Consider the following 20,829-nt stretch of genomic DNA (forward strand, 5'->3'; position numbering starts at 1 on the left):
TTGGAGGCCAGGCGGTTGGCGCCCTGCACGCCGGTCGAGGCGCACTCGCCGGCGGCGTAGAGGCCCGGCAGGCTGGTCCGGCCTTCCAGGTCCGTGGCGACGCCGCCCATGTGGTAGTGCACGGCCGGGACGACGGGGATCATCGCGCGGCGCGGGTCGATCCCGGCGCTCTTGCAGGCCTGGAACACCGCCGGAAACTCCTGTGGAAAGTGGTCGCCCACCGCCTGGGTCGCATCGAGGAACGCGCCCCGACCGGCGGCGCGCTCGGCGTGCAGGGCGCGGGCGACGACGTCGCGGGGGGCCAGCTCCTTGGCGGGGTGGTAGTCGGCCATGAAGGCGCGGCCATCGGTGTTCCGCAGGATCGCCCCCTCGCCGCGCAGGGCCTCGGTGGCCAGCGGGGCGGGGTCCTTGCCGATGTCGATCGCGGTGGGATGGAACTGCACGAACTCCGGATCGGCGATCGTCGCGCCAGCGAGCGCCGCCAGGCCCAGGCCCTCGCCGCGCACTTCGGCGGGCGTGGTGGTGACGGCGTAGAGGCCGCCGACGCCGCCGGTGGCCAGGATCACGGCGGTCGAGCGGATCTCGACCAGGGCGCCGTCGATCTCGGCCAGCACGCCGACGACCCGACCTGTCGCGTCTTGCAGAAGCCGGCGGGCGCGGGCGTTCTCGCGGATCTCGATCGTCGGCGCGGCGCGGACCGCGGCGATCACGGCGGCCATGATCGCCGCCCCGGCCCCATCGCCGCCGACCCGGGCGACGCGGGCCTTGGAATGGGCCGCCTCGAGGCTGAGGACGAAGCCGTTGTCGGGCTTACGGTCGAACGGCGCGCCGAGGGCGGCCAGATCGCGGACGGCCCCCGGGCCTTCGGTGGTCAGCAGCGCGACAGCCTCGGGATCGCACAGTCCCGCGCCGGCGGCGATCGTGTCGGCGGCGTGCAGGGCCGGGCTGTCCTCGCCCGACAACGCCGCGGCCATACCGCCTTGCGCCCAGGCGCTTGAACAGCCGGTGGCCAGCGGGGTCGGCGAGAGCACAATAGCCTTTTGCGCCGCGAGCGCGCCGCTGAGCCCGGCCAAGCCCGCGCCGAGGATGACGGGGCCGTCGAAGGTGATGCGTTCGATCATTTCACTCTCCACGCCCCTCCCCCTTGCGGGGAAGGGTTGGGGTGGGGGTGTCAGCTCAGACTCGGAGCCGACACCCCCATCCGACCGCTTCGCGGCCACCTTCCCCGCAAAGGGGGAAGGAAGCTCGTCCTTTAAATCAGCTCCACGTCCACGTGATGCCGGGCCTTCACCAGATCGTAGCGCGCGGGAACCACCGGCGGCGGCAGGTCGATCATCCGCTGCACGGCCAGGCGCGCGCGGTCGAGGACGTCGGCGTCGACCGTGACCTCGAACCGCTCGTGGACGAGCGCGTCGTGGATGTTCTTCAGCGTGATCCGCTTCATGTGCGGGCACATGTTGCAGGGGCCGATGAACTGGGTCGCCGGACTTTCGGCCTGGACGTTGCTGGCCATCGAGCACTCGGTGATCAGCACCACCTGGGCCGGTTTGCGCGCGGCGACATAGTCGTTCATCGCGGCGGTCGAGCCGGCGAAGTCGGCGGCTTCCAGGATCTCGGCCGGGCACTCGGGGTGGGCCAGAACTTCCGCGCCCGGCCAGGCCGCGCGCATGTCGGCGATGTCCTGGGCGGTGAAGCGCTTGTGCACCTCGCAGTGACCGGCCCAGGCGATGATCTTGACGTCCGTCTGGCGCGCGACGTTGCGGGCCAGGAACTCGTCGGGGATCAGGATGACCTTGTCGGTCCCCCATTCCTTGGCGGCCCACTCGACCACCTGCACGGCGTTGGCGCTGGTGCAGCAGATGTCGGTCTCGGCCTTCACGTCGGCCGTGGTGTTGACATAGGTGACGACCGGCACGCCCGGATAGCGCTGCTTGATCAGCCGCACGTCGGCGCCGGTGATCGAGCTGGCCAGCGAGCAGCCGGCCTTGAGGTCCGGGATCAGGATCTTCTTTTCAGGGCTCAGCACCTTGCTGGTCTCGGCCATGAAGTGGACGCCGGCCTGGACGATGATCGTCGCGTCGCTCTTGGCGGCTTCCTTGGCCAGGGCGAGGCTGTCGCCGACGAAGTCGCCCACCCCGTGGAAGATCTCCGGCGTCATGTAGTTGTGGGCCAGGATCGCGGCGTTCTTCTCGCGCTTGAGGCGGTTGATCTCGGCGATCAGCGGGGCCTGGACGCGCCACTCCATCGGGGTGACGTGGTGCTTGACCTTGTCCCAGATCGGGGCGGTCTCGGCCTCGATCTCGGCGGTGAACTCAAGCGGAGCGACAAAACCGTCGGCCATCCGATGTCTCCGTTATGCTCAAAGTGAGCATTTCCAGGGGCTCAAAAAACGCCAGAGCCGAGGTTCGCGTTCCCGCGTCCGACGATCCGGCGCCTGGGTTATGCTGAAAGTGAGCATAACCGTCTCGTCACATATAGACCTTGCCGAGGCGATTGCAAACCCGCCTTCGACCGAAAGCGCTCGCGCGGCTCCTGGGCACGGAGAGGGCGCCGGGCGCCCGAGGACCGGGCAAGGGCGTTAGGAGGAGCGCTTGCGACCGCGGGAGGGTTATCCGCGTCCATAAGCCGCAGGGGATTTAACTTGCCGAGAAAATGCGGCGAGAAAAGGCGATTCTTTCCTTACATGTCTGTAATATTGAAGAACTGTTTCAGTCGCGACGGAAAAGTTATAAAAATAACGTCGTGGGCCGTATTCTGAAGACTATGGGCGTATCGGTAATAATATAGGCAAATCTCTCCCTTTCCGCGCGGTGGCGAAGCCATCGGCGTCTAAGGCGCTCCCGGTTGCCGTGTGGACTTTATATTGTCCCATTTCGCGCGGTTCGGGGCGTTCCATTGCAGCGGTGCAAATATGTGACCTTAAAGTGACAGGCCGGGCGCGTTGAAATCCGTCACCCCTGATGCGCGTTGACCCGAATTGGATTTAAGTTCGTAGCTCCCGGCCAGTTGGGTTCTCGATGCGAGAATCCGAGACCGCGCATGTGGACATGCGCGACGCAAAGACGCTGGGGAGTTTACCTTGATTAAGAAGACCGTCCGGGAGCGACTGCTCGCTTCCACCATGATTTGCGGCGCCGCGGTGGCCGTGCTGGGCGCCAGCCAAGCCGCCGCGCAGACCGCCGCTCCCGCCGCCAAGGGCAGCGACCAGACGCAAGTCGAGGAAATTGTCGTCACCGGTTCGCTGTTCCGCCGCACGGACACCGAAACCCCGTCGCCGGTCACCGTGCTGACCTCGGAAAACCTGGCCCATGCTGGCATCAGCACCGCCTCGGACGCCATCCGCTCGATCTCGTCGGACGGCGCCGGCTCGATCGGCACCGGCTTCCAGAGCGGCTTCTCGGCCGGCGGTTCGGCCGTGTCGCTGCGCGGCCTGGGCGTGTCCTCGACCCTCGTGCTGGTCGACGGCCTGCGCTCGACCAACTTCCCGATCAATGACGACGGCCACAACGCCTATGTCGACCTGAACACCATCCCGTTCAGCCTGATCGACCGGATCGAAGTCCTGAAGGACGGCGCCTCGTCGTCCTACGGCGCCGACGCCATCGGTGGCGTCGTCAACCTGAAGCTCAAGAAGACCTTCACCGGCGTGGCCGGCAGCATGGAAGCTGGCCAAAGCGACCGCGGCGACGCCGATCACAAGCGCGCCGACATCACCCTGGGCTACGGCGACTACCAGGAGAAGGGCTGGAACTTCTACATCAACGCCGAGTACCAGAAGGACGGCCGCGTCGCGACGCATGACCGCGGCTTCCCGTTCAACAACCGCGACCTGAGCTCGATCGGCGGCATCGACAACAACCGCGCCGACGACAGCATGGCCAGCCAGACGCCGAACGCGATCGTCTATCGCACCAGCGTCCGCGACCTGAACGATCCGCGCTCGGCCACCGGCACGAACCTGGTTCCGGGCAAGGTCTTCACCTCGCTGAACCTGAACTGCGCCAACGGCACCTTCACGCAGGTCAGCGCCAACGCGAACGGCACCGGCTGTAAGTGGAACCTGGTCGACGCCTACAACCAGATCCAGCCGCTGCAGAAGCGCTACGCCTTCAACGGTCGCCTGAGCATGCGCCTCAGCGACAATATCGAGGCTTATGTCACCGGCAGCTACTCGAGCAACGAAGTCGACATTCTGAACGCCCCGCGCGGTGTCCAGAACACCCAGCCGTTCGGCGCCAATCCGGCGCTGTCGGCCCTGCAGATCACCCTTCCGGTCTGGATCTGCCCGACCGGCGTGAACTGCGCCACTGTCGGAACCCCGGGTCGTACGCTGAACCCGAACAACCCGTACGCCGCCGCCTACGCCAACGATCCGGCCAACGGCGCCGCGCGTCTGTACTACCTGTTCGGCGACATCCCGGCCGGCAGCAACCGCGTCAACGAAGTCATCCGCGGCACCGCCGGCCTAAAAGGCGAGTTCGGCGATGGCTGGAACTGGACCGTCGACGCCGTCGGCGCTCGTGACAACCTGAGCATCAGCCAGCGCGGCTTCCTGAACATCAACGGCCTGATCAACGCGATTAACACCGGCGCGTACAACTTCGTCGATCCGTCGAAGAACACCGCCGCCGTGCGCCAGGCGATCGCGCCGAACGTCGTGACGAACTCGCATTCGTCGATGATGTCGCTCGAGGGCACGATCACCCACAAGCTGATCACCTTGCCGGCCGGTGACGCGATGATCGCCGTCGGCGGTCAGATCCGTAAGGAAGTCCTGGTCAACAACAACCAGAACGCCCGTCTGGACACTTACAACCTGACCACCTCGTCGGCCTTCGGCAAGCACACGGTCAAGGCCGCGTTCTTCGAAGTCCAGGCGCCGATCACCAGCCAGTTGGAAGCCAACGTGTCGGGTCGCTACGACGACTATTCGGAAGGCTTCAGCCACTTCTCGCCGAAGGTTGGCGTCAAGTACACGCCGATGAAGCAACTGGCTTTCCGCGGTACGTACTCGGAAGGCTTCCGCGCCCCGACCTTCGCCGAGTCGGGCCCCCGTTCGCAGTACGCCGGTTTCGCGACCTTCGTGCCGCCGCAATCGTTCATTGACGCTCACGGCGCGGGCAACCCCTACGCCCTGTCGTACTCGCTGGGTTCGGGCCTGGTCGGCAATCCCAACCTGAAGCCGGAAACCTCGCGCAGCTTCACGCTGGGCGCCATCGTTCAGCCGACCCGTTGGCTGTCGCTGACGGTCGACTACTACAACGTCCGTAAGAATAACCTGATCGTCAGCGGCTCGAAGATCTCCGACGCCAAGAACGCCTACTTCAAGGGCACGACCCAGGCCGAAGGTTGCGCCCTCGTGGCCGCCGTGGGACCCGGCTATTCGTGCAACGTCGTCGACGCGCCCGATCCGCTGGCGCCGAACGCCCTGCCGCGCGTGCTGATCATCAACGCGCCGTTCGAGAACGCCGACTATGCTCAGACCGAGGGCGTCGACTTCTCGGCCCAGGCCAACCTGAACGTCTGGAACGACGTCAAATGGACCAGCCGCGTCGAAGTCACCAACGTCATCAAGTACGATCTGCACCGCGCCGACGGCAAGGTGCAGAAGTACGCCGGCACCCTGGGTCCGTACGAGCTGTCGTCGGGCAACGGCACGCCGAACTGGCGCGCCAACTGGCAGAACACCCTGGCGTTCGGCCGTTACACGGTCTCGGCGACGACCTACTTCGTCAACAAGATCAAGCAGGTCGCCGCCGACGACTACGGCACGACGGACTGTGTTCTGGGCAACACCTACGCTAACAACAATAAGCTGATCGCGCCAAACTTCTGCTACATCAAGAAGTTCATCTACACCGACATGAACGCCACGGCCCAGATCAACGATCAGGTGCAGATCTATGGCAATGTCGGCAACGTGTTCGACCAGAAGTCGCCGCTGGCGGCGGGGTCGTACTCCTCGAACCCGAACTTCCTGACCACCTTCCACTACGCCGGCGCGATCGGCCGGACGTTCAAGGTGGGCGTGCGCTTCGCCTACTAAGATCGCGCGGTCTTAAGACCGTTCAATCTTGGACTCAGTTGGAGGCCGGTTCCGAAAGGGACCGGCCTCTTTCTTTGGGCGGTGTCGAAGGCGCGCGTTATTCCGGCCCGCACCAGCCGGGCAGGTAGCGAGCCTCCGGCGCGCGGCACAGGCTCAGGGCCTGGTCCAGCGCCGCCTTGAAGTCGTCGTCCACGCGCGCGCGATCGGTCCGCCGGCGCAGGAAGTCGCCCCACAGGAACTCCGAATAGGGCGTGGGATCCTTGGCGTAGCCGCCGGCCCGGCGCAGCTCTCCAGCCAGCGAGCGATAGGGATCGTCGGCCAGGTCCGCCAACGTCTTGGGGATTTCCTGGCGCGGCCGGCGCTTTCCGTGGGCGTCGAACGGATGCAGCCAGTTGCGATTGTCCATGAAGGTCCAGAACGCGGACTTCTCCAGCATCCGCAGGTCGGCGACGGTCTTGGTCAGGCAGTGCTCGACGCCCTCGCGCAGCAGGGCCAGGCCCAGATGGTGGTTGTCGATGACGTAGCGCTTGTCGCCTGGGCCGAGCACCACCGGGATCAGGTGCTGGCCCAGGAATTCCGGCCCGTCCTTGGCGGCGCGCTTGCGCCAGCTCTCGCGCTTGCGCTCGACCTCGCGGAAGCCGACCGTCATCTGGGTGGGACGCAGGCTGGCCAGGGGCGTCGGGCGCAGCAGCGGGGTGAAGTCATGGTTCATCGGGAGCCTTCCGGTCCTTGGGCCGATCCTTGTGCCGTCGGGGCGGACGCGAGCGCGGCCCGGACGGCGTCGTCCACGCTGTAGTCGCAGCGCGCGGCCAGGTCCCGCGCGCCGCTCGCGTCCAGCAAGTCGCGAACCTGATCGTGAGCGCGCGCCAGGCGCAGCTGCACGCCGTCCTTGCGCATCTCGGCGTCGAACTCGATCAGGGCGTCCAGGGCCGTGCTGTCCAGATCGTGGCTTTCCTCCAGGCTGACCACCACGGCCTTGAAGCCTTGGCCGCGCACCTGGTCGGCGATCAGCACGAACACCCGCTCGGCATTGGCGAAGAACAGCGGCGCGGCGGGCCGCCAGATGGCCACGCCCGGCGGACCGCGCGCGTCGGGGTGACGGGCCAGGGCGACATAGTCGTGGCCGCCGGCCAGCTGGCCCAGCTCCGCCACGGTCGGGGTGGCCAGGCGGCGCAGCAGGGCGACCAGCGACAGGACGACGGCCGCCAACATGCCGTTCAGCACGCCCAGGACCAGAACCCCCACGGTCGCGCCCAGGGCGACATACTGGTCGCGCTCCAGCTTCCACAGCCGGGCCAGCGGCGAGGGATCCAGGGCGTGGGTCAGGGCGGCGATGACCACGCTGGCCAGCACCGGCCGGGGCAGGTCCGCGGCCAGGGGACCGGCGGTCAGCACCAGGGCGGCCAGGCCCAGGGCGGCGACCACCCCGGCGGCGCGGCTGACGGCGCCGGCGGCCTCGCTGGCGGCGCCGGCCGAGAAGCCGGCCCCGACCGGCATCCCCTGGACGAGGCCGCTGGCCAGGTTGGCCGCGCCCAGGGCGCGCATTTCCTGGTTGGCCTCGACCACGTCGCCGCGCCGCAGGGCGAGGGCCCGGATCGTGCCCCACGACTCGGCCAGCAGGATCAGGACCAGCGGCGGGGTGAACTGGACCAGCCGCGAATAGTCGCCGGACGACAGGGCCGGAAAGCTCGGCCAGCTCGGCTCCAGGCGAATGGCCCCGACCATGGCCACGCCGTGGGCCGGCAGGTCCAACGCCCGGGACAGCGCCATGCCGGCGGCCAGCACCACCAGCGGGGCCGGCAGCGCCGGGAAGCGGCGCAGAAGGAGGATCGCCAGCAGCGAGGCCAGGCCCAGGCCCAGGCTCCAGGGGTTCCAGTGCGGCACGCTGGCCGCCAGGCCCAGGACCAGCGGGCCCAGCTCGCGCGAGGCGACGGTCACGCCGGCCAGGGCCGGGGCCTGGCCCAGGATGATGGTCACCGCCAGGCCGAAGGCGAAGCCGCGCAGCACCGGCCGCGAGATGAAGCTGGCCAGGGCGCCCAGCTTCAGCGCCCCGGCGGCCGCGAACGCGACGCCGACCAGCAGCACGACCACCGTCGCCGCCCAGGCCCGCTGCGCGTCGCCGTCGGGCAGGCTGGCCAGGGTGGCGGCCAGGATCACGGCCGAGGACGAGGTCGGCGAGACGATGGCGAAGCGGCTGCGCCCGAACACCGCATAGGCCAGGCAGCCGGCGAAGGCCGCCAGCAGGGCCCGCTGCGGGGCCAGTCCCGCGATGCCGGCATAGGCCACGGCCTCGGGCAGCATCAGGCCGGCGACCGACAGCCCCGCGACCCAATCCTTGCGACTGAAAGGCTTCATCCCGACCCACGCGACCAATCCGGGTTCAGACTAAGCCGCGAACCGCAAAAAGAAAAACCGCCCCGGAGCGCGAGGCTCCGGAGCGGCGAAGGCGGCGTCCCGAAGAAGGGGAGGATCGGGACGCGGGACGGACAGAAAAAGCTAGTTCAGCTTGGCGCTGATCGAGACGCCGACGATGCGCGGCTCGTTGTAGACGGCCGCCATGTAGTTCTCGATGACGCCCTTGAGGTTCTTCTCGTTGGTGATGTTGCGGCCGAACACGGCGATCTCATAGCCTTGAGCCATGTTCTCGTAGCCCAGCTTCAGGCCGCCCTCGAAGTTGCCCTTCGCGTAGAACTCCTTGGTCTTGTAGAGCACGAAGTTCGTGTAGCCTTGGACGTTCCAGTCCGTGGCGGCGAACAGCTTGCCGTCCGCGCCGACCGGGATGTCGTAGCGGGCCGTGAAGTTCAGATTGTACTTCGGAGCGTTCGGCAGCGGCTGGCCGTCGATCTGGGCGAAGGTGTTGGCACCCACCTTGATCGTCGGGTTTTCGACCGTGCAGACCACCACGCCGTTCAGGGCGCAGACCTGGGCGTAGACGCGCTTGTCCTCGATCTTGCTGTGCAGGTAGCTGGCGCCGCCCGTGATCAGCAGGTTGCGGACCGGACGCCATTCCAGGTCGGCCTCGACGCCGTAGGCCTTGGCCTTGTCGGCGTTGAACAGCACGCCGTTGCCGTTGCTGTCGTTGCCGTTCAGCTGGATGTCGCTGACCGTGTAGGTGAAGGCCGTGGCGTTGAAGCGCAGCTTGTTGTCGAACAGGAAGCTCTTCACGCCGGCTTCGTAGGACAGGATCGTCTCCGAATTGGCCGTTGTGAAGTCGCTGTTGAACACCGCCGAGCGGCCCTGGATGGTCGGGCCGCGGAAGCCCTTGGCCGCGCGGGCGTAGACGCTGACGTCCGGATTGACCTGATAGTTGGCCGACAGGTCCCAGCTGACCTGCTGGTCCGACAGACGCACATAGCGGCGGCCGCCATAGGTCGAGACATTGGCGGCGTTGTTCGACGTCTTCAGCAGGATCGTCTTCTTGGCGTCGTAGGTGTCACGCAGGCCGCCGGTGACGGTCAGCTTGTCGGTCAGCTGATAGCTGGCCTGGCCGAACACCGCCCACGAGGTGTTGAGGTCCGACAGGGCCACCCAGTTGTTGGGGTTGTAGCCGGCCGAGGTCGGCAGCAGGAAATAGCCGCGCTGATAGAAGTCGGTCAGGTCGCTCTGGTCGAAATAGAGGCCGCCGACCTGCCACTTCAGCTTGCCCGCGCCGTTGCTGGCCAGGCGGATTTCCTGGGTGATCTGGTCCAGGTCGCGCAGACGGCCCATCGACTGGCCAAAGCCGTTCGGGACGCCGTTGACCGGGAAGTTGGCCGCCGCGCCGCCGTCGGTGTCGCCGCGGCTGTAGCCGTGAGTCGACTCGTAGGCGCTGATCGAGGTCAGGGTGACCGGACCGAAGTCGTAGTCGATGTGCAGCGCCGCGCCTTCGCCCTTATAGGCTTGCGGGTTGTTGTTGGCTTCGTCGTAGGCGACCTGGTCGCGCGGGGCGGTCGGGTCGTTCGAGCCCTTGGTCAGGGCGCCGCGCAGGAACAGGGTCGAGGTGCCCGAATAGTCGCGGGCGTGGGCCGAGGCCAGGACCGACAGCTTGTCGTTCGGCTTGGCCAGGATCTGCAGACGCGCGTCCTTTTCCGTGAAGCGCCCCATGGCGTCCTTCTTCGGGCTGACGGTGCCGTCGGCGCTGGCGCCGGTGTAGGTGTTGTCCACCCAGTTGTCGCGGTGCTGGTACAGCACCGAGGCGCGGAACATCAGGCCGGGCGCGATCGGGCCGCCGACGCCGCCGTCGAAGGTGGTCGTGCCGTAGGTGCCGTAGGAGGCCGACATGCGGCCCTGATAGGTGTCGCTGGGACGGATGGTGTCCGACTTGACGATGCCGGCGGTGGTGTTGCGGCCGAACAGCGAGCCTTGCGGGCCGCGCAGCACTTCGACCTGGTTCATGTCGAACACCGGGTTCGACTTCAGGACCACGTGCTCCATGACGACGTCGTCCTGGATGATCGACACCGGCTGCGAGGCGCCGAGGTAGAAGTCGATATTGCCCAGGCCCCGGATGTAGAAGCGCGGGAAGATGCGGCCCGTGGTGGTCTCGGCGTAGAAGCTGGGGACCTTGCCCGACAGGGCCAGGATGTCGCTGCCGTCGGCGTTGATGGCGCGCAGCTGGTCGCCGGCCACGGCGGCCACCGACAGCGGCACCTTCTGCAGGTTTTCCGAGCGGCGCTCGGCGGTCACGACGATCTCCTCCAGCGCGGTGGCGCTGGGCTGATCCGTGGTCTGGCGGGCTTGGGCGACGCTGGCCGCGCCCATGACCGAAATGGCGGTTCCGAGCAGGAACGCCAGCTTGCGGGAAGACTGAACTCGCATGAGAGACACCTTTGAACGCGGCCTTTTGGCCGTCCTTGTGAATGGAGACGGGAAGAGGCCGCGCCTTGAGTCAGCGCGCCTCGCGACCTTCCCGCGCCAGAGCGGGGTGTCTTATGCCCCATCCGTGTCAGTTCAGTGAAGGATTACTTACTTCGTGGCGTGTCGACGCGACGTTTCGCGCGCGGCGGCGGGGAACGGCCGGGCGGCTCCGCCCATTCCTCTGGCGGAAACCGGAGGACGAGCCATGACCGACATCGACAACGGCTGGGACGAGCAGGACGGCGCCGAGGCGCTGGACGAGGATGTGGTGGGCCGCGACGGCGAGCTGCGCACCTTCGAGGAGCTGCCCGACGTGCTGGACGTCACCCAGGCGGACGGCGACGCCGACGATGACGACGCCCTGACCGCCGAGGACCTGACCGACGACGAGATCGTCGAACTGGAACAGGAGGACGACCCCGGCGACGGTCGCGACGTCGACGGCCGGCGGCCCGAAGTCTTCGACGGCGAATAGGCGCGCGGCGATGGCGGGGCGCAAGCTGGCGGCCTACGAGGCCAAGCGGGATTTCTCGAAGACCGCCGAGCCGTCCGGCAAGGTCGGGGCCGCGGCCTCCAAGCGGGCCCGCTTCGTGATCCAGAAGCACGACGCCACCCGCCTGCACTACGATCTGCGGCTGGAGCACGCGGGCGTGTTCCTGTCGTGGGCGGTGACGCGGGGGCCTTCGCGCGATCCGCGCGACAAGCGCTTGGCGGTCCATGTCGAGGACCACCCGCTGGCCTATGGCGACTTCGAGGGCGTGATCCCGAAGGGCCAGTACGGCGGCGGGACGGTGATGCTGTGGGATCGCGGCTGGTGGGCGCCCGAGCCCGGCTTCGACCTCGAAAAGGGCCTCAAGAAGGGCGAGATCAAGCTGGTTTTCGCTGGCGAGCGCCTGAAGGGCGGCTGGGTCCTGGTCAAGATCCACAACGACCGGACGGGCGGCAAGCGCGAGAACTGGCTGCTGATCAAGCACCGCGACGAGTACGCGGTCGAGGACGACAAGGCTTTCCTGGACGACACGGCCTTCTCGGTCGCCTCGGGCCGGACGATGGCGGAGATCGCGGCGGGCCAGGGCCGGCCGCCGACGCCGTTCATGACCAAGGCCGCGCCGGCCCCGGACGCGGTGTGGAACAGCGACCGTTCGCCGGAAGCCAGCGCCGAACGCGCGACCGAGGCGGCCGAGGCGCCAAAGCCCAAGGCCAGGCCGGCGCGCAAGACCGCCATGCCGGACTTCGTGCCGCCGCAGCTGTGCAAGCTGGTCGATCGCCCGCCCAGCGAGGCCGGCTGGGCGCACGAGATCAAGTTCGACGGCTATCGGATGCAGCTGCGGATCCAGGGCGGCCGGGCGACCCTGCGCACCCGGGCGGGCCTCGACTGGAGCAACCGCTTCCCGGCCCTGATCGCCGCGGCCAAGGGCCTGCCCGACGCCCTGATCGACGGCGAGGTCGTGGCCCTGGACGAGGACGGCGCGCCCAGCTTCGCGGGCCTGCAGGCCGCCTTGGCCGAAGCGCGGACCGACGACCTGATCTTCTTCGCCTTCGACCTGCTGTACGCCGACGGCGAGGACCTGACCGACCAGCCTCTGTCCGAGCGCAAGGCGCGGCTGCGGGACCTGTCGCCGCGCGACGGCGACCGCCTGCGCTATGTCGAGCACTTCGCCAGCGGCGGCGAGGCGGTGCTGCGATCGGCCTGTCGCCTGTCGCTGGAGGGCGTGGTCTCCAAGCGGCTGGACGCGCCATACCGCTCGGGCAAGCCGGGAACCTGGACCAAGGCCAAGTGCCGGGCCGGGCACGAGGTGGTGATCGGCGGCTGGACGACGACCGGCCAGGCGTTCCGCTCGCTGATCGTCGGCGTCTACAAGGACGGCGAGCTGGTCCATGTCGGCCGCGTGGGGACGGGCTTTGGCCGCGATAAGGTCGCCAAGCTGCTGCCCCGGCTGGAGGCCCACGCGCGCGAGACCTCGCCGTTCGGCGGCCAGGGCGCGCCGCGCGGCGGGGCCAATGTTCACTGGGTCGACCCGGTGCTGGTCGCCGAGATAGAGTTCGCGGGCTTCACCGGAGACGGCGCCGTGCGTCAGGCCGCGTTCAAGGGATTGCGCGAGGACAAGCCCGCCCAGGCCGTCGAGGCCGAGGCGCCGGCCAAGGTCGAGGACGCCGAGCTGGCCCAGCCCTCCGCCCGATCCTCGGCCCAATCCTCGGCAAAGCCCGCGCGCAAGGGCGGCAAGGCCCAGGTGCTGGGCGTCGCCATCTCCAATCCCGACAAGCCGCTATGGCCCGACGCCGGCGACGGAACGCCGGGGACCAAGCTGGATCTCGCCGACTATTTCGAGGCCGTCGGCCCCTGGATGCTCCCCCACATCCAGGGGCGGCCCTGCTCGGTGATCCGCGCGCCCGATGGGATCGACGGCGAAACGTTCTTCCAGCGCCATTCGGGCAAGGGCGTCTCGGCCCTGATCGACGAGACGAGCGTCAGCGGTGACCGCAAGCCCTATCTGGTGTTCAACACGCCCGAAAGCCTGATCGCCGCCGCCCAGTGGGGGGCGAGCGAACTGCATCCGTGGAACTGCCGGCCCGGCCAGCCGGAGGTTCCCGGCCGCCTGGTCTTCGACCTCGACCCCGCGCCCGACGTGCCGTTCGAGGCGGTGATCGAGGGCGCGCGCGAAATCCGCGACCGGCTGGAGGCCCTGGGCCTCGTCCCGTTCTGCAAGACCACCGGCGGCAAGGGCCTGCACGTGGTCACGCCGCTGAAGGGCGAGGGCGTCGACTGGGACGCCGCCAAGGCCTTCGCCCGCGAGGTCTGCGCCCGCATGGCCGCCGACAGCCCCGACCTCTACCTGCTGAACATGGCCAAGAAGGCCCGGGACGGGAAGATCTTCCTCGACTATCTGCGCAACGACCGCATGAGCACGGCGGTCGCCCCGCTGTCGCCTCGCGCCCGCCCCGGCGCGCCGGTCTCCTGGCCCTTGGCCTGGACCCAGGTCCGCAAGGGGCTGGACCCGTCGCGCTTCAACCTGCGCACCGTCCCGGACCTGCTGAAACGCCTCGACGCCTGGGACGGCTACGCCGACGCCGAACGCGACCTGGCCCCCGCGATCAAGAAACTGGCGAAGGGGTGATTAAGAACCCTCTCCCTGCGGGAGAGGGCGGGGCCCGCCGCGAAGCGGTGGGAGGGTGAGGGACTTAGGCGCGGGCCGCCCGAAGCGTGGCGATAATCGTGTCGCACACCTCGCCAGGCGCATTCAGCACCTGACCATTGGAAAAGCGGATCAGGTGATACCCACAGGACTCCAGGACAGCCGTCCGCTCCAGATCCTTGAGCTGAGCCTCCTCGGCGTCGTGCGACCCGCCATCGATCTCGATGATCAGCCGCGCTTCGAGGCAAACGAAATCGGCGACATACCGGCCTATCGGAACTTGCCGGCGAAACTTAGCGTCCGCGAGCCGCCGCCCTCGGACGAGGGCCCAAAGCCGCGCTTCGGCGTGGGTTTGATCGCGGCGAAGGCGGCGGGCTACGGCGATGCGGCTCATGTAGCCAGGGAACGATGTTCTTGTTTTGTTTTCAAGTGGAGGAATCTGGATTTCTCTTAGAAAGCCTAGGTCCCTCACCCTCCCATCCCGACTTTCGTCGGGACGGGCCCCGCCCTCTCCCGGGGGGGAGAGGGTTTCTATCAGCGACCGCTAACCCGCCTTCTTCCGGGCGGGGGCCTTTTTAGGCCGCGCCTTCCCCGCCGGTCCGCCCAGGCTCTTCTTCAAAGCTTCCATCAGGTCGACGACATTGGTGTCCTCGGGGGCCTCGACCTGGACCTTGCGGCCCTTGCCCTTGCGCTTTTCCTGGATCAGGGCGCGCAGGGCGTCCTCGTAGCGGTCGGTGAACGTTTCGGGATCGAACGGGCCTTCCTGCTGCTCGATGATCTTTCGGGCGATCTGGATCATGGCCGGATCGGCCTTGCGGTCGGGGATGGCGTCGAAATAGGCGGCCGCGTCGCGCACCTCGCGGCGGGAGCGCAGCGTCCAGGCGACCATGCCCTCGTCGCGCGGTTCGATGGCCAGCAGCCGTTCGCGCTGGTGCATGACCACGCGGCCGAGCGCCACCTGGTCGGCGCCGCTCATCGCCTCGCGGATCACCGTATAGGCCTCGGCCGCCAGCTTGCCGTCGGGAACCAGGAAATAGGGGCTGTCCCAGTACAGGCGGTCGATGTCGCGCGCGGCCACGAAGCGTTCGATGTCGATGGTGCGGGTGCTTTCCAGGCGGACGCTGTCGATCTCGTCCTGGGTCACCACGACATACTGGCCCTTCTCGATCTCGTAGCCCTTAACGATGTCGGCGCGCGCGATCGGCCCCAGGTCCGGGTCGGTCGGGACCATGCGGATGCGGTTGTGCGTCTCCTTGTGCAGCATGTTGAAGTGCACGTCGCCGCCCGAGTCCGTGGCGGTGTAGAGCGCGACCGGGCAGGTCACGAGCGACAGGCGCAGGTGGCCCTGCCAGGTGGGACGGCCGGCGGCCATGGGCGTTTCTCCGTTCGAGCCGAGTCAACGGGGCGTGGGGAGGGGCGTTCCCGGTGATACGCCCCCTCCGTCACGCGACATGGGTCGCGCGCCACCTCCCCCGTTTCTCGGGGGAGGAAGAATAGCGATTGGGGGCGTTAGGGGCGCTCCGGCGCGCCGCACGACGCCCGCGCCGCCTCCAGAAAACGGATCACCGCCAGTTCGAAGGCCCGGGCCGAGCGGCCGGGCTTCAGCGGCAGGACGCCCTGCTCGTAGGCCTCCAGCACCAGCGGGTGGATGTACGAGCCCCGGCAGACGGCGGCGGTGTTGCCCAGCAGGCCCGCGACCGCCTTCACGCAGGCCGAGACGTGGCGTCGGGCCTCCGTCGCGCTAGCGGCCTTGGGACGCTGGCACAGGGCCTGGGCGGCGGCCAGGGTGCCGGCCCAGGTGCGGAAGTCCTTGGCCGAGAAGCCCTCGCCGATGGCGGCGCGGATATAGGCGTTGACGTCGGCGCTCTCGACCGCCCGGCGCTGGCCGTTCTCGTCATGGTACTGGAAGAGCCGCTGGCCGGGGATGTCCTGGCAGGCCTTGACGATGCGGGCCAGTCGCCGGTCGCGGAACCCCGTCTGGTGGACCTTGCCGCTCTTGCCCTTGAACTGAAAGGTCCCGCCGACGCTGGACAGCCGGGCGTGCCGGTCGCGCAGGGTGGTCAGGCCGAAGCTCTTGTTGGCCTGGGCGTATTCCTCGTTGCCCACCCGGATCAGGGTCAGCTCCATCAGCCGCACGACGGCGGCGATGACCTTCTCGCGCGGCAGGCCCCGGCGGGCGAGGTCGGCCTCGACGCGGGCGCGCAAGCGGGGCAGGGCGCGGCCGAAGGCGATCATCCGGCCGAACTTCAGCCCGTCGCGATCGCGTCGCCAGGCGTCGTGATAGCGGTACTGCTTGCGGCCCTTCTGGTCGCGGCCGGTGGCCTGGATGTGGCCGTCGGCCGAGGGGCAGATCCACACGTCGGTCCAGGCGGGCGGGATCGCCAGGGCGCGGATGCGGTCCAGGGCGGCCGCGTCGCGCACCGCGCGACCGTCGGGATCGTGATAGGCGAAGCCGTCCTTGTCCAACGACCGTCGGATCCCCGGGTCGTCGTCATTGACGTAGGTCAGATGGGGCGGCGCGCCGTCCGCCATGTCCCAGGGCATCTTTGGTTCCTCCCGCCGTGGCCTGCGCGGAACGGCGTGGACGGACGAAGGTTGCGGCCAGACCCTAATGCGGCCGGGCGCGGGCTAGGGCCTGGGCCAGGGTCTCCAGCGAGAACGGCTTGCTGATGAACGGCCAGTCGCCCGCCCGGGCGCGCCCCTGGTCGCCGCCGGTATAGCCCGAGCACAGCACGACCGGCAGGCCGGGGCGCGTCGCGGCCAGTTGCTCGGCCAGGTCGACGCCGCTCTTGCCGCCGGGCATGATCACGTCGCTGAGCACCAGCTGGATCTCCCGGTCCTGCTCCAGCCGCGCCAGGGCCTCGTCGACGCCGCCGGCGCGGACGACCGCATGGCCCAGGTCGCGCAGCATGGCGTCGACCAGCTCGGCCACCTGAGGATCGTCCTCGACCAGCAGCACGCGCGAGGGCGTCTGGGCCTGGATGTGATCGACCTTGGGCAGGCGCTCGCGGACCGGGTCGCCGTCGACCACGGGTAGCATCAGGGCCACGACGGCGCCCTGGCCCGGCTTGCTCTCGATCTCGACCGAGCCGCCCGACTGCCGGGCGAAGCCATAGACCTGGGACAGGCCCAGGCCCGTGCCTTGGCCGGGGCCCTTGGTGGTGAAGAACGGCTCGACGGCCCGGGCGATGGTGGCCGCGTCCATGCCCGATCCGGTGTCGCGCACGGCGACGCGCAGATAGTGGCCGGGCTCCAGGTCGCCCTTGCGCTTGGCCAGCGTGACCGGGCCGGACTCGACCGTCACCTCGCCGCCGGGCGGGGTGGCGTCGCGGGCGTTGACGACCAGGTTCAGCAGGGCGGCCTCGAACTGGCCGGCGTCGATCCTGGCGTTTCGCACGCCGGCCCCCAGGCGCATATGGAAGGTGTAGGCGTCGCCCAGGGCGCGTTTCAGCAGGCCCTCGCTTTCGGCGATCAGGCTGTCGACGCGGCAGACCTGCGGCTTCAGCGGCTGGCGACGGGCGAAGGCCAGCAGGTGCTGGGTCAGCTTCTCGCCGCGCTTGGCCGCCGCCAGGGCCGCGCCGATCATCCGCGCGCGCCGCCGCTCGTCGTCGGGATGGCGCTCGACCACGTCCAGGGCCCCGATGATCACGGTCAGCAGGTTGTTGAAGTCGTGGGCCACCCCGCCGGTCAGCTGGCCGATCGCCTCCAGCTTCTGGGATTGCGACAGCGCCGCCTGGGCGGCGTCGCGCTCGGCCACCGCCGCGGCGACCCGCTCCTCCAGCAGTTCGTTGATCCCCGTCAGCTTGGCCTCGGCCTGCTTGGCCTCGGTGGTGTCGAAGGCGATGCCGATAAAGCCGGCGAACGCGCCGGACGGGTCGAGGCGCGGCTGCGAAAACGACTTCAGCCACCGCCATTCGCCATCGGCGCGGCGGTAGCGGCATTCCAGGCTGAACGGCGCGCGCGAGGCCTCGCCCGCGAGCTGGGCCTTGAGGATCTCCGGCAGGTCGTCGGGGAAGATCCGCGTGCGCCAATCCAGGGTCAGGGCGCTGTCGTAGTCGAGGCCGGCGAACTCGACATAGGCGCGGTTGACGAATTCGCGAACGCCGCCGGGGTGGGAAATCCACATCAGGGCGGGGGCGCTGTCGGCCAGATTTCGGAAGCGGGCCTCGCTTTCGCGGACCCGCTCCTCGGCGCGACGGCGGTTGGTGACGTCGAAGTTCAGCCCGATCATCCGGACCGCTCGGCCGTCTTCGTCGCGAACGACCTCGCCGCGGCCGTGCACCCAGCGCTCGCCCTGGCTGGCGTCGGACAGGCGGTACTCGATCTCGTAGTCTTCCCGCCGCTCGATCGCGCCCATCACGGCGCCGAAGGCGGCCTCGCGATCGTCGGGATGCACATAGCGCGGCAGGTCGTCCAGGCCGATTTCCGCATCGACGGGAATGGCCATGTTCTTGCGGGCGGCGGGCGAGAGATAGAGCTCGCCGGTCTCCAGGTCGTAGTCCCAGGGGCCGACCCCGGCGGCGGTCTGGGTGACGCGCAGCCGCGCCTCGGCCTCGGCTCGCCCCTCGCGGGCCAGGGCCAGGCCGCGCATCGCGCCGCGCAGCCCCTCGGCGACCGCGGTCACCATGATCCCGCAGACCAGATAGATGACCAGGGTGCTCAGTTCGTCCTCGTCGAGCGACAGGCCGTCACGGCCGCCCCATAGCCACCAGCCGAACAGCACGCCGCCCAGCAGAGGGACCAGGCCCCAGCGCCAGCCGGCGTACAGCGTCACCAGCATGACGGCCGGGAAGAATGGCTGGGTGGCGCCCACGCCGCCGTGCACGCCCAGCAGCGTGATCCGCATCATCATCGCCATGACGACGCCGATCGCGGCGGCGACGGCGCGCCGCCAGAGGGCCGGCGGAACCTGCGGGATCAGCCAGGCGCTAATCAGGCCGTAAAGGCGTCCTCGTTCTTTGGGAACCAAGGAAGGGGCCTCGTTGTTCTGCATCGTCGCTCCGGCAAGGCTGACTTGCCAAGGGCAGGGGCACGCTTACCTAAGATACGCAACGCGGGAGACCATGATGGCCGACACCTTGAACACGGGACTGACCGCCCAGCAACGCGCCGAGATCGCCGCTTCCCTGAGCAAGGTCCTGGCCGACAGCTACGCGCTGTATCTCAAGACCCACGGTTATCACTGGAACGTCCGGGGACCAAACTTCCAGTCGCTGCACGTCCTGTTGGAAGGACAGTACCAGGAAGAATGGGCGGCGCTCGACGATCTGGCCGAGCGCATTCGCGCCCTCGGCGAACTGGCCCCACAGGGCCATTCGGCGTTCGGCAACCTTTCCAGCATAAAGGACGGCGATCCCGAGAAGGGCTGGGAAGAGATGCTGAAAGACCTGCTGACCGACAACGAGACGGTCATCCGCACCGCCCGCGAGGCCTTTCCCGTGGCCGATGACGCCGGCGACGAGGCCACCGCCGACCTGCTGACCCAGCGCCTGCAGGCCCACGAGAAACACGCCTGGATGCTGCGCGCCACCCTGGGGCTGAAATAGCCTGGACCCGGGGGTGAGATCGCTGATCCGCGCCCGACGCGGAAAGGCCGCCGCGACCGTGCTGGTCGTCGGCGGCCTTTCCGCGTGCGCGACGGCGACCTACTACGTGCCGGCCGGCAGCGGCCGCGAGGGCGGGCTGGTGCGCGTCACCGGCGGCTTCAGCGAGCGGGCGCTGAAGCACTACGTGGCCGATTTCGATCCAGCCATGCTGGCCCTGGCCCGACGCCACGACCCCCGGCCGCGTAAGGACTATTGGGGCCGCGTGCGGGGCTGGGAGGTGATCCGTCTGAAGGACATCCCCCGCCTGGGCGACGTCCCGCCCGACTTCGACGACGCGCGGATCATCAACGCCCTGCGACCGGCCGTCGACGAAGGCCTGGAGCCCGCCAAGCCCTTCGTGCTGACCGGCGGCGCCGAGGCGCGGGCCAAGGCGCTGAACTGCCTGACCCAGGCGGTGTATTTCGAGGCCGGGTTCGAACCGCTGGAGGGCCAGCAGGCCATCGCCCAGACGGTGATCAACCGGGTCCGCCACCCCGGCTATCCCAAGTCGATCTGCGGGGTGGTCTACGAGGGCGCGGCGCGGGCCACCGGGTGCCAGTTCAGCTTCGCCTGCGACGGTTCCCTAGCCCGCACGCCGCCGCCGGTCCCTTGGGCCAACGCCCAGGCGGTGGCGCGGCGCGCGCTGTCCGGCTTCGTCTTCAAGCCGATCGGCATGGCCACCCACTACCACGCCGACTATGTGGCGCCGTACTGGGCCCCGACCCTGGTCAAGCTGAAGCAGTTCGGCCAGCACATCTTCTATCGCTGGACCGGGCCGTCCGGGACGCGGGCTGCCTTCACCGGTCGCTATTCCGGGAACGAGACGGTCTCGGCCGACATCCTGATGGCCGCCGACCCGCGCACCCTGGAGGCCGAACCGCCCGAGGCGCTGGCCGCCGACGTCAAGGCCGCCGGCGGGCTGCCGCCGGTCAACGCGCCGGCCTCGGTGCTGGGCGTCGTGCCGAACCTGCCCGACGCCAAGCTGGTGGCCATCCCCGACGCCAACGCCCCGAACGGCGAGCGCTATCAGATGCAGGGCACGGTCGCCGGACGCCGCGTGCCGACGCCGGACGAGATCGCCAAGATCAACAAGGCGCTGGAAAGCGTCGCCGGCGAGACCGCGCCGCCCACGATCGCGGCCCCCGCCGCCCCGACCGAGCCGCCGCCGCCGCCCAAGCCGAAGGCGCGGCCGCCGAGCTTGCTGAATCCGTTACACTAGGAAGAACGG

The 20,829-nt window shown here is 68.8% G+C and carries 14 protein-coding genes; 5 read left to right on the forward strand and 9 right to left on the reverse strand.

Going from position 1 to position 20,829, the window contains the following annotated elements; translation table 11 throughout:
• The coding region (locus FCU40_RS15305; protein WP_168076065.1) for an L-aspartate oxidase at positions 1-1,121 on the reverse strand (1,121 nt) is incomplete at its 3' end.
• A gap of 131 nt (positions 1,122-1,252) precedes the next feature.
• A complete protein-coding gene (gene nadA / locus FCU40_RS15310; RefSeq protein ID WP_168076067.1) occupies positions 1,253-2,341 on the reverse strand; it encodes a quinolinate synthase NadA in 1,089 nt (362 codons plus the stop codon).
• Between the two features lie 738 nt (positions 2,342-3,079).
• On the opposite strand from nadA, the gene FCU40_RS15315 reads away from it, so the two are divergent.
• The gene (locus FCU40_RS15315; RefSeq protein ID WP_168076069.1) at positions 3,080-6,046 is read left to right on the forward strand and encodes a TonB-dependent receptor; all 2,967 of its coding nucleotides are present in this window, start codon (positions 3,080-3,082) and stop codon (positions 6,044-6,046) included.
• Between the two features lie 97 nt (positions 6,047-6,143).
• On the opposite strand, the gene FCU40_RS15320 is transcribed toward FCU40_RS15315, so the two are convergent.
• From FCU40_RS15320 to FCU40_RS15330, 3 genes are all read right to left on the reverse strand, one after another.
• Positions 6,144-6,758, reverse strand: a complete 615-nt coding sequence (locus FCU40_RS15320) for a ParB-like protein (RefSeq protein WP_168076071.1) — start codon at positions 6,756-6,758, stop codon at positions 6,144-6,146.
• Positions 6,755-8,401: a SulP family inorganic anion transporter gene (locus FCU40_RS15325; protein ID WP_168076073.1), complete on the reverse strand. Its 1,647-nt coding sequence runs from the start codon at positions 8,399-8,401 to the stop codon at positions 6,755-6,757. Before FCU40_RS15325 ends, FCU40_RS15320 begins: the two co-directional genes overlap by 4 nt.
• A 141-nt stretch (positions 8,402-8,542) precedes the next feature.
• Positions 8,543-10,843, reverse strand: coding sequence for a TonB-dependent receptor (locus FCU40_RS15330; RefSeq protein ID WP_168076075.1), 2,301 nt, complete (start codon positions 10,841-10,843; stop codon positions 8,543-8,545).
• Positions 10,844-11,087: 244 nt separating this feature from the next.
• On the opposite strand from FCU40_RS15330, the gene FCU40_RS15335 reads away from it, so the two are divergent.
• Both FCU40_RS15335 and ligD read left to right on the forward strand, forming a co-directional pair.
• Complete coding sequence (locus tag FCU40_RS15335; RefSeq protein WP_168076076.1) at positions 11,088-11,357, forward strand: hypothetical protein; 270 nt, start codon at positions 11,088-11,090, stop codon at positions 11,355-11,357.
• Positions 11,358-11,367: 10 nt separating this feature from the next.
• Positions 11,368-13,998 (forward strand): DNA ligase D, encoded by a 2,631-nt coding sequence (gene ligD, locus FCU40_RS15340; RefSeq protein WP_168076077.1) that lies wholly within the window; start codon positions 11,368-11,370, stop codon positions 13,996-13,998.
• A gap of 64 nt (positions 13,999-14,062) precedes the next feature.
• Here ligD and FCU40_RS15345 read toward each other — a convergent pair whose 3' ends face one another.
• From FCU40_RS15345 to FCU40_RS15360, 4 genes are all read right to left on the reverse strand, one after another.
• Positions 14,063-14,410: a DUF559 domain-containing protein gene (locus FCU40_RS15345; protein ID WP_168076078.1), complete on the reverse strand. Its 348-nt coding sequence runs from the start codon at positions 14,408-14,410 to the stop codon at positions 14,063-14,065.
• A gap of 150 nt (positions 14,411-14,560) precedes the next feature.
• Positions 14,561-15,388: a Ku protein gene (locus FCU40_RS15350; protein WP_168076079.1), complete on the reverse strand. Its 828-nt coding sequence runs from the start codon at positions 15,386-15,388 to the stop codon at positions 14,561-14,563.
• A gap of 137 nt (positions 15,389-15,525) precedes the next feature.
• A complete protein-coding gene (locus FCU40_RS15355; protein WP_168076080.1) occupies positions 15,526-16,560 on the reverse strand; it encodes a DNA topoisomerase IB in 1,035 nt (344 codons plus the stop codon).
• Positions 16,561-16,624: 64 nt separating this feature from the next.
• Positions 16,625-19,009 carry a PAS domain-containing sensor histidine kinase gene (locus FCU40_RS15360; protein ID WP_168076081.1) on the reverse strand — a complete coding sequence of 795 codons (2,385 nt, stop codon included), beginning with the start codon at positions 19,007-19,009 and terminating at the stop codon, positions 16,625-16,627.
• A 73-nt stretch (positions 19,010-19,082) separates the two neighbouring features.
• Between FCU40_RS15360 and FCU40_RS15365 the strand changes: the two genes are divergently transcribed.
• Together FCU40_RS15365 and FCU40_RS15370 are read left to right on the forward strand one after the other, a co-directional pair.
• Entirely contained in the window at positions 19,083-19,562 is a 480-nt protein-coding gene (locus tag FCU40_RS15365) for a Dps family protein (RefSeq protein ID WP_168076082.1), read from the forward strand.
• A gap of 13 nt (positions 19,563-19,575) precedes the next feature.
• Entirely contained in the window at positions 19,576-20,820 is a 1,245-nt protein-coding gene (locus tag FCU40_RS15370; RefSeq protein WP_168076083.1) for a cell wall hydrolase, read from the forward strand.
• The last annotated feature ends 9 nt before the right edge of the window (positions 20,821-20,829 follow it).

The sequence above is a fragment of the Caulobacter sp. SSI4214 genome, from assembly GCF_012184455.1.
GTDB classification, from domain to species: Bacteria; Pseudomonadota; Alphaproteobacteria; order Caulobacterales; family Caulobacteraceae; genus Caulobacter; species Caulobacter vibrioides_E.

Excerpts from the sequence above, each read along its gene's own strand:
- nadA (WP_168076067.1), bottom strand. The coding sequence starts at position 2,341 with ATGGCCGACGGTTTTGTCGCTCCGCTTGAGTTCACCGCCGAGATCGAG.
- FCU40_RS15320 (WP_168076071.1), bottom strand. The coding sequence starts at position 6,758 with ATGAACCATGACTTCACCCCGCTGCTGCGCCCGACGCCCCTGGCCAGC.
- FCU40_RS15325 (WP_168076073.1), bottom strand. The coding sequence starts at position 8,401 with ATGAAGCCTTTCAGTCGCAAGGATTGGGTCGCGGGGCTGTCGGTCGCC.
- FCU40_RS15330 (WP_168076075.1), bottom strand. The coding sequence starts at position 10,843 with ATGCGAGTTCAGTCTTCCCGCAAGCTGGCGTTCCTGCTCGGAACCGCC.
- FCU40_RS15335 (WP_168076076.1), top strand. The coding sequence starts at position 11,088 with ATGACCGACATCGACAACGGCTGGGACGAGCAGGACGGCGCCGAGGCG.
- ligD (WP_168076077.1), top strand. The coding sequence starts at position 11,368 with ATGGCGGGGCGCAAGCTGGCGGCCTACGAGGCCAAGCGGGATTTCTCG.
- FCU40_RS15345 (WP_168076078.1), bottom strand. The coding sequence starts at position 14,410 with ATGAGCCGCATCGCCGTAGCCCGCCGCCTTCGCCGCGATCAAACCCAC.
- FCU40_RS15350 (WP_168076079.1), bottom strand. The coding sequence starts at position 15,388 with ATGGCCGCCGGCCGTCCCACCTGGCAGGGCCACCTGCGCCTGTCGCTC.
- FCU40_RS15355 (WP_168076080.1), bottom strand. The coding sequence starts at position 16,560 with ATGCCCTGGGACATGGCGGACGGCGCGCCGCCCCATCTGACCTACGTC.
- FCU40_RS15360 (WP_168076081.1), bottom strand. The coding sequence starts at position 19,009 with ATGCAGAACAACGAGGCCCCTTCCTTGGTTCCCAAAGAACGAGGACGC.
- FCU40_RS15365 (WP_168076082.1), top strand. The coding sequence starts at position 19,083 with ATGGCCGACACCTTGAACACGGGACTGACCGCCCAGCAACGCGCCGAG.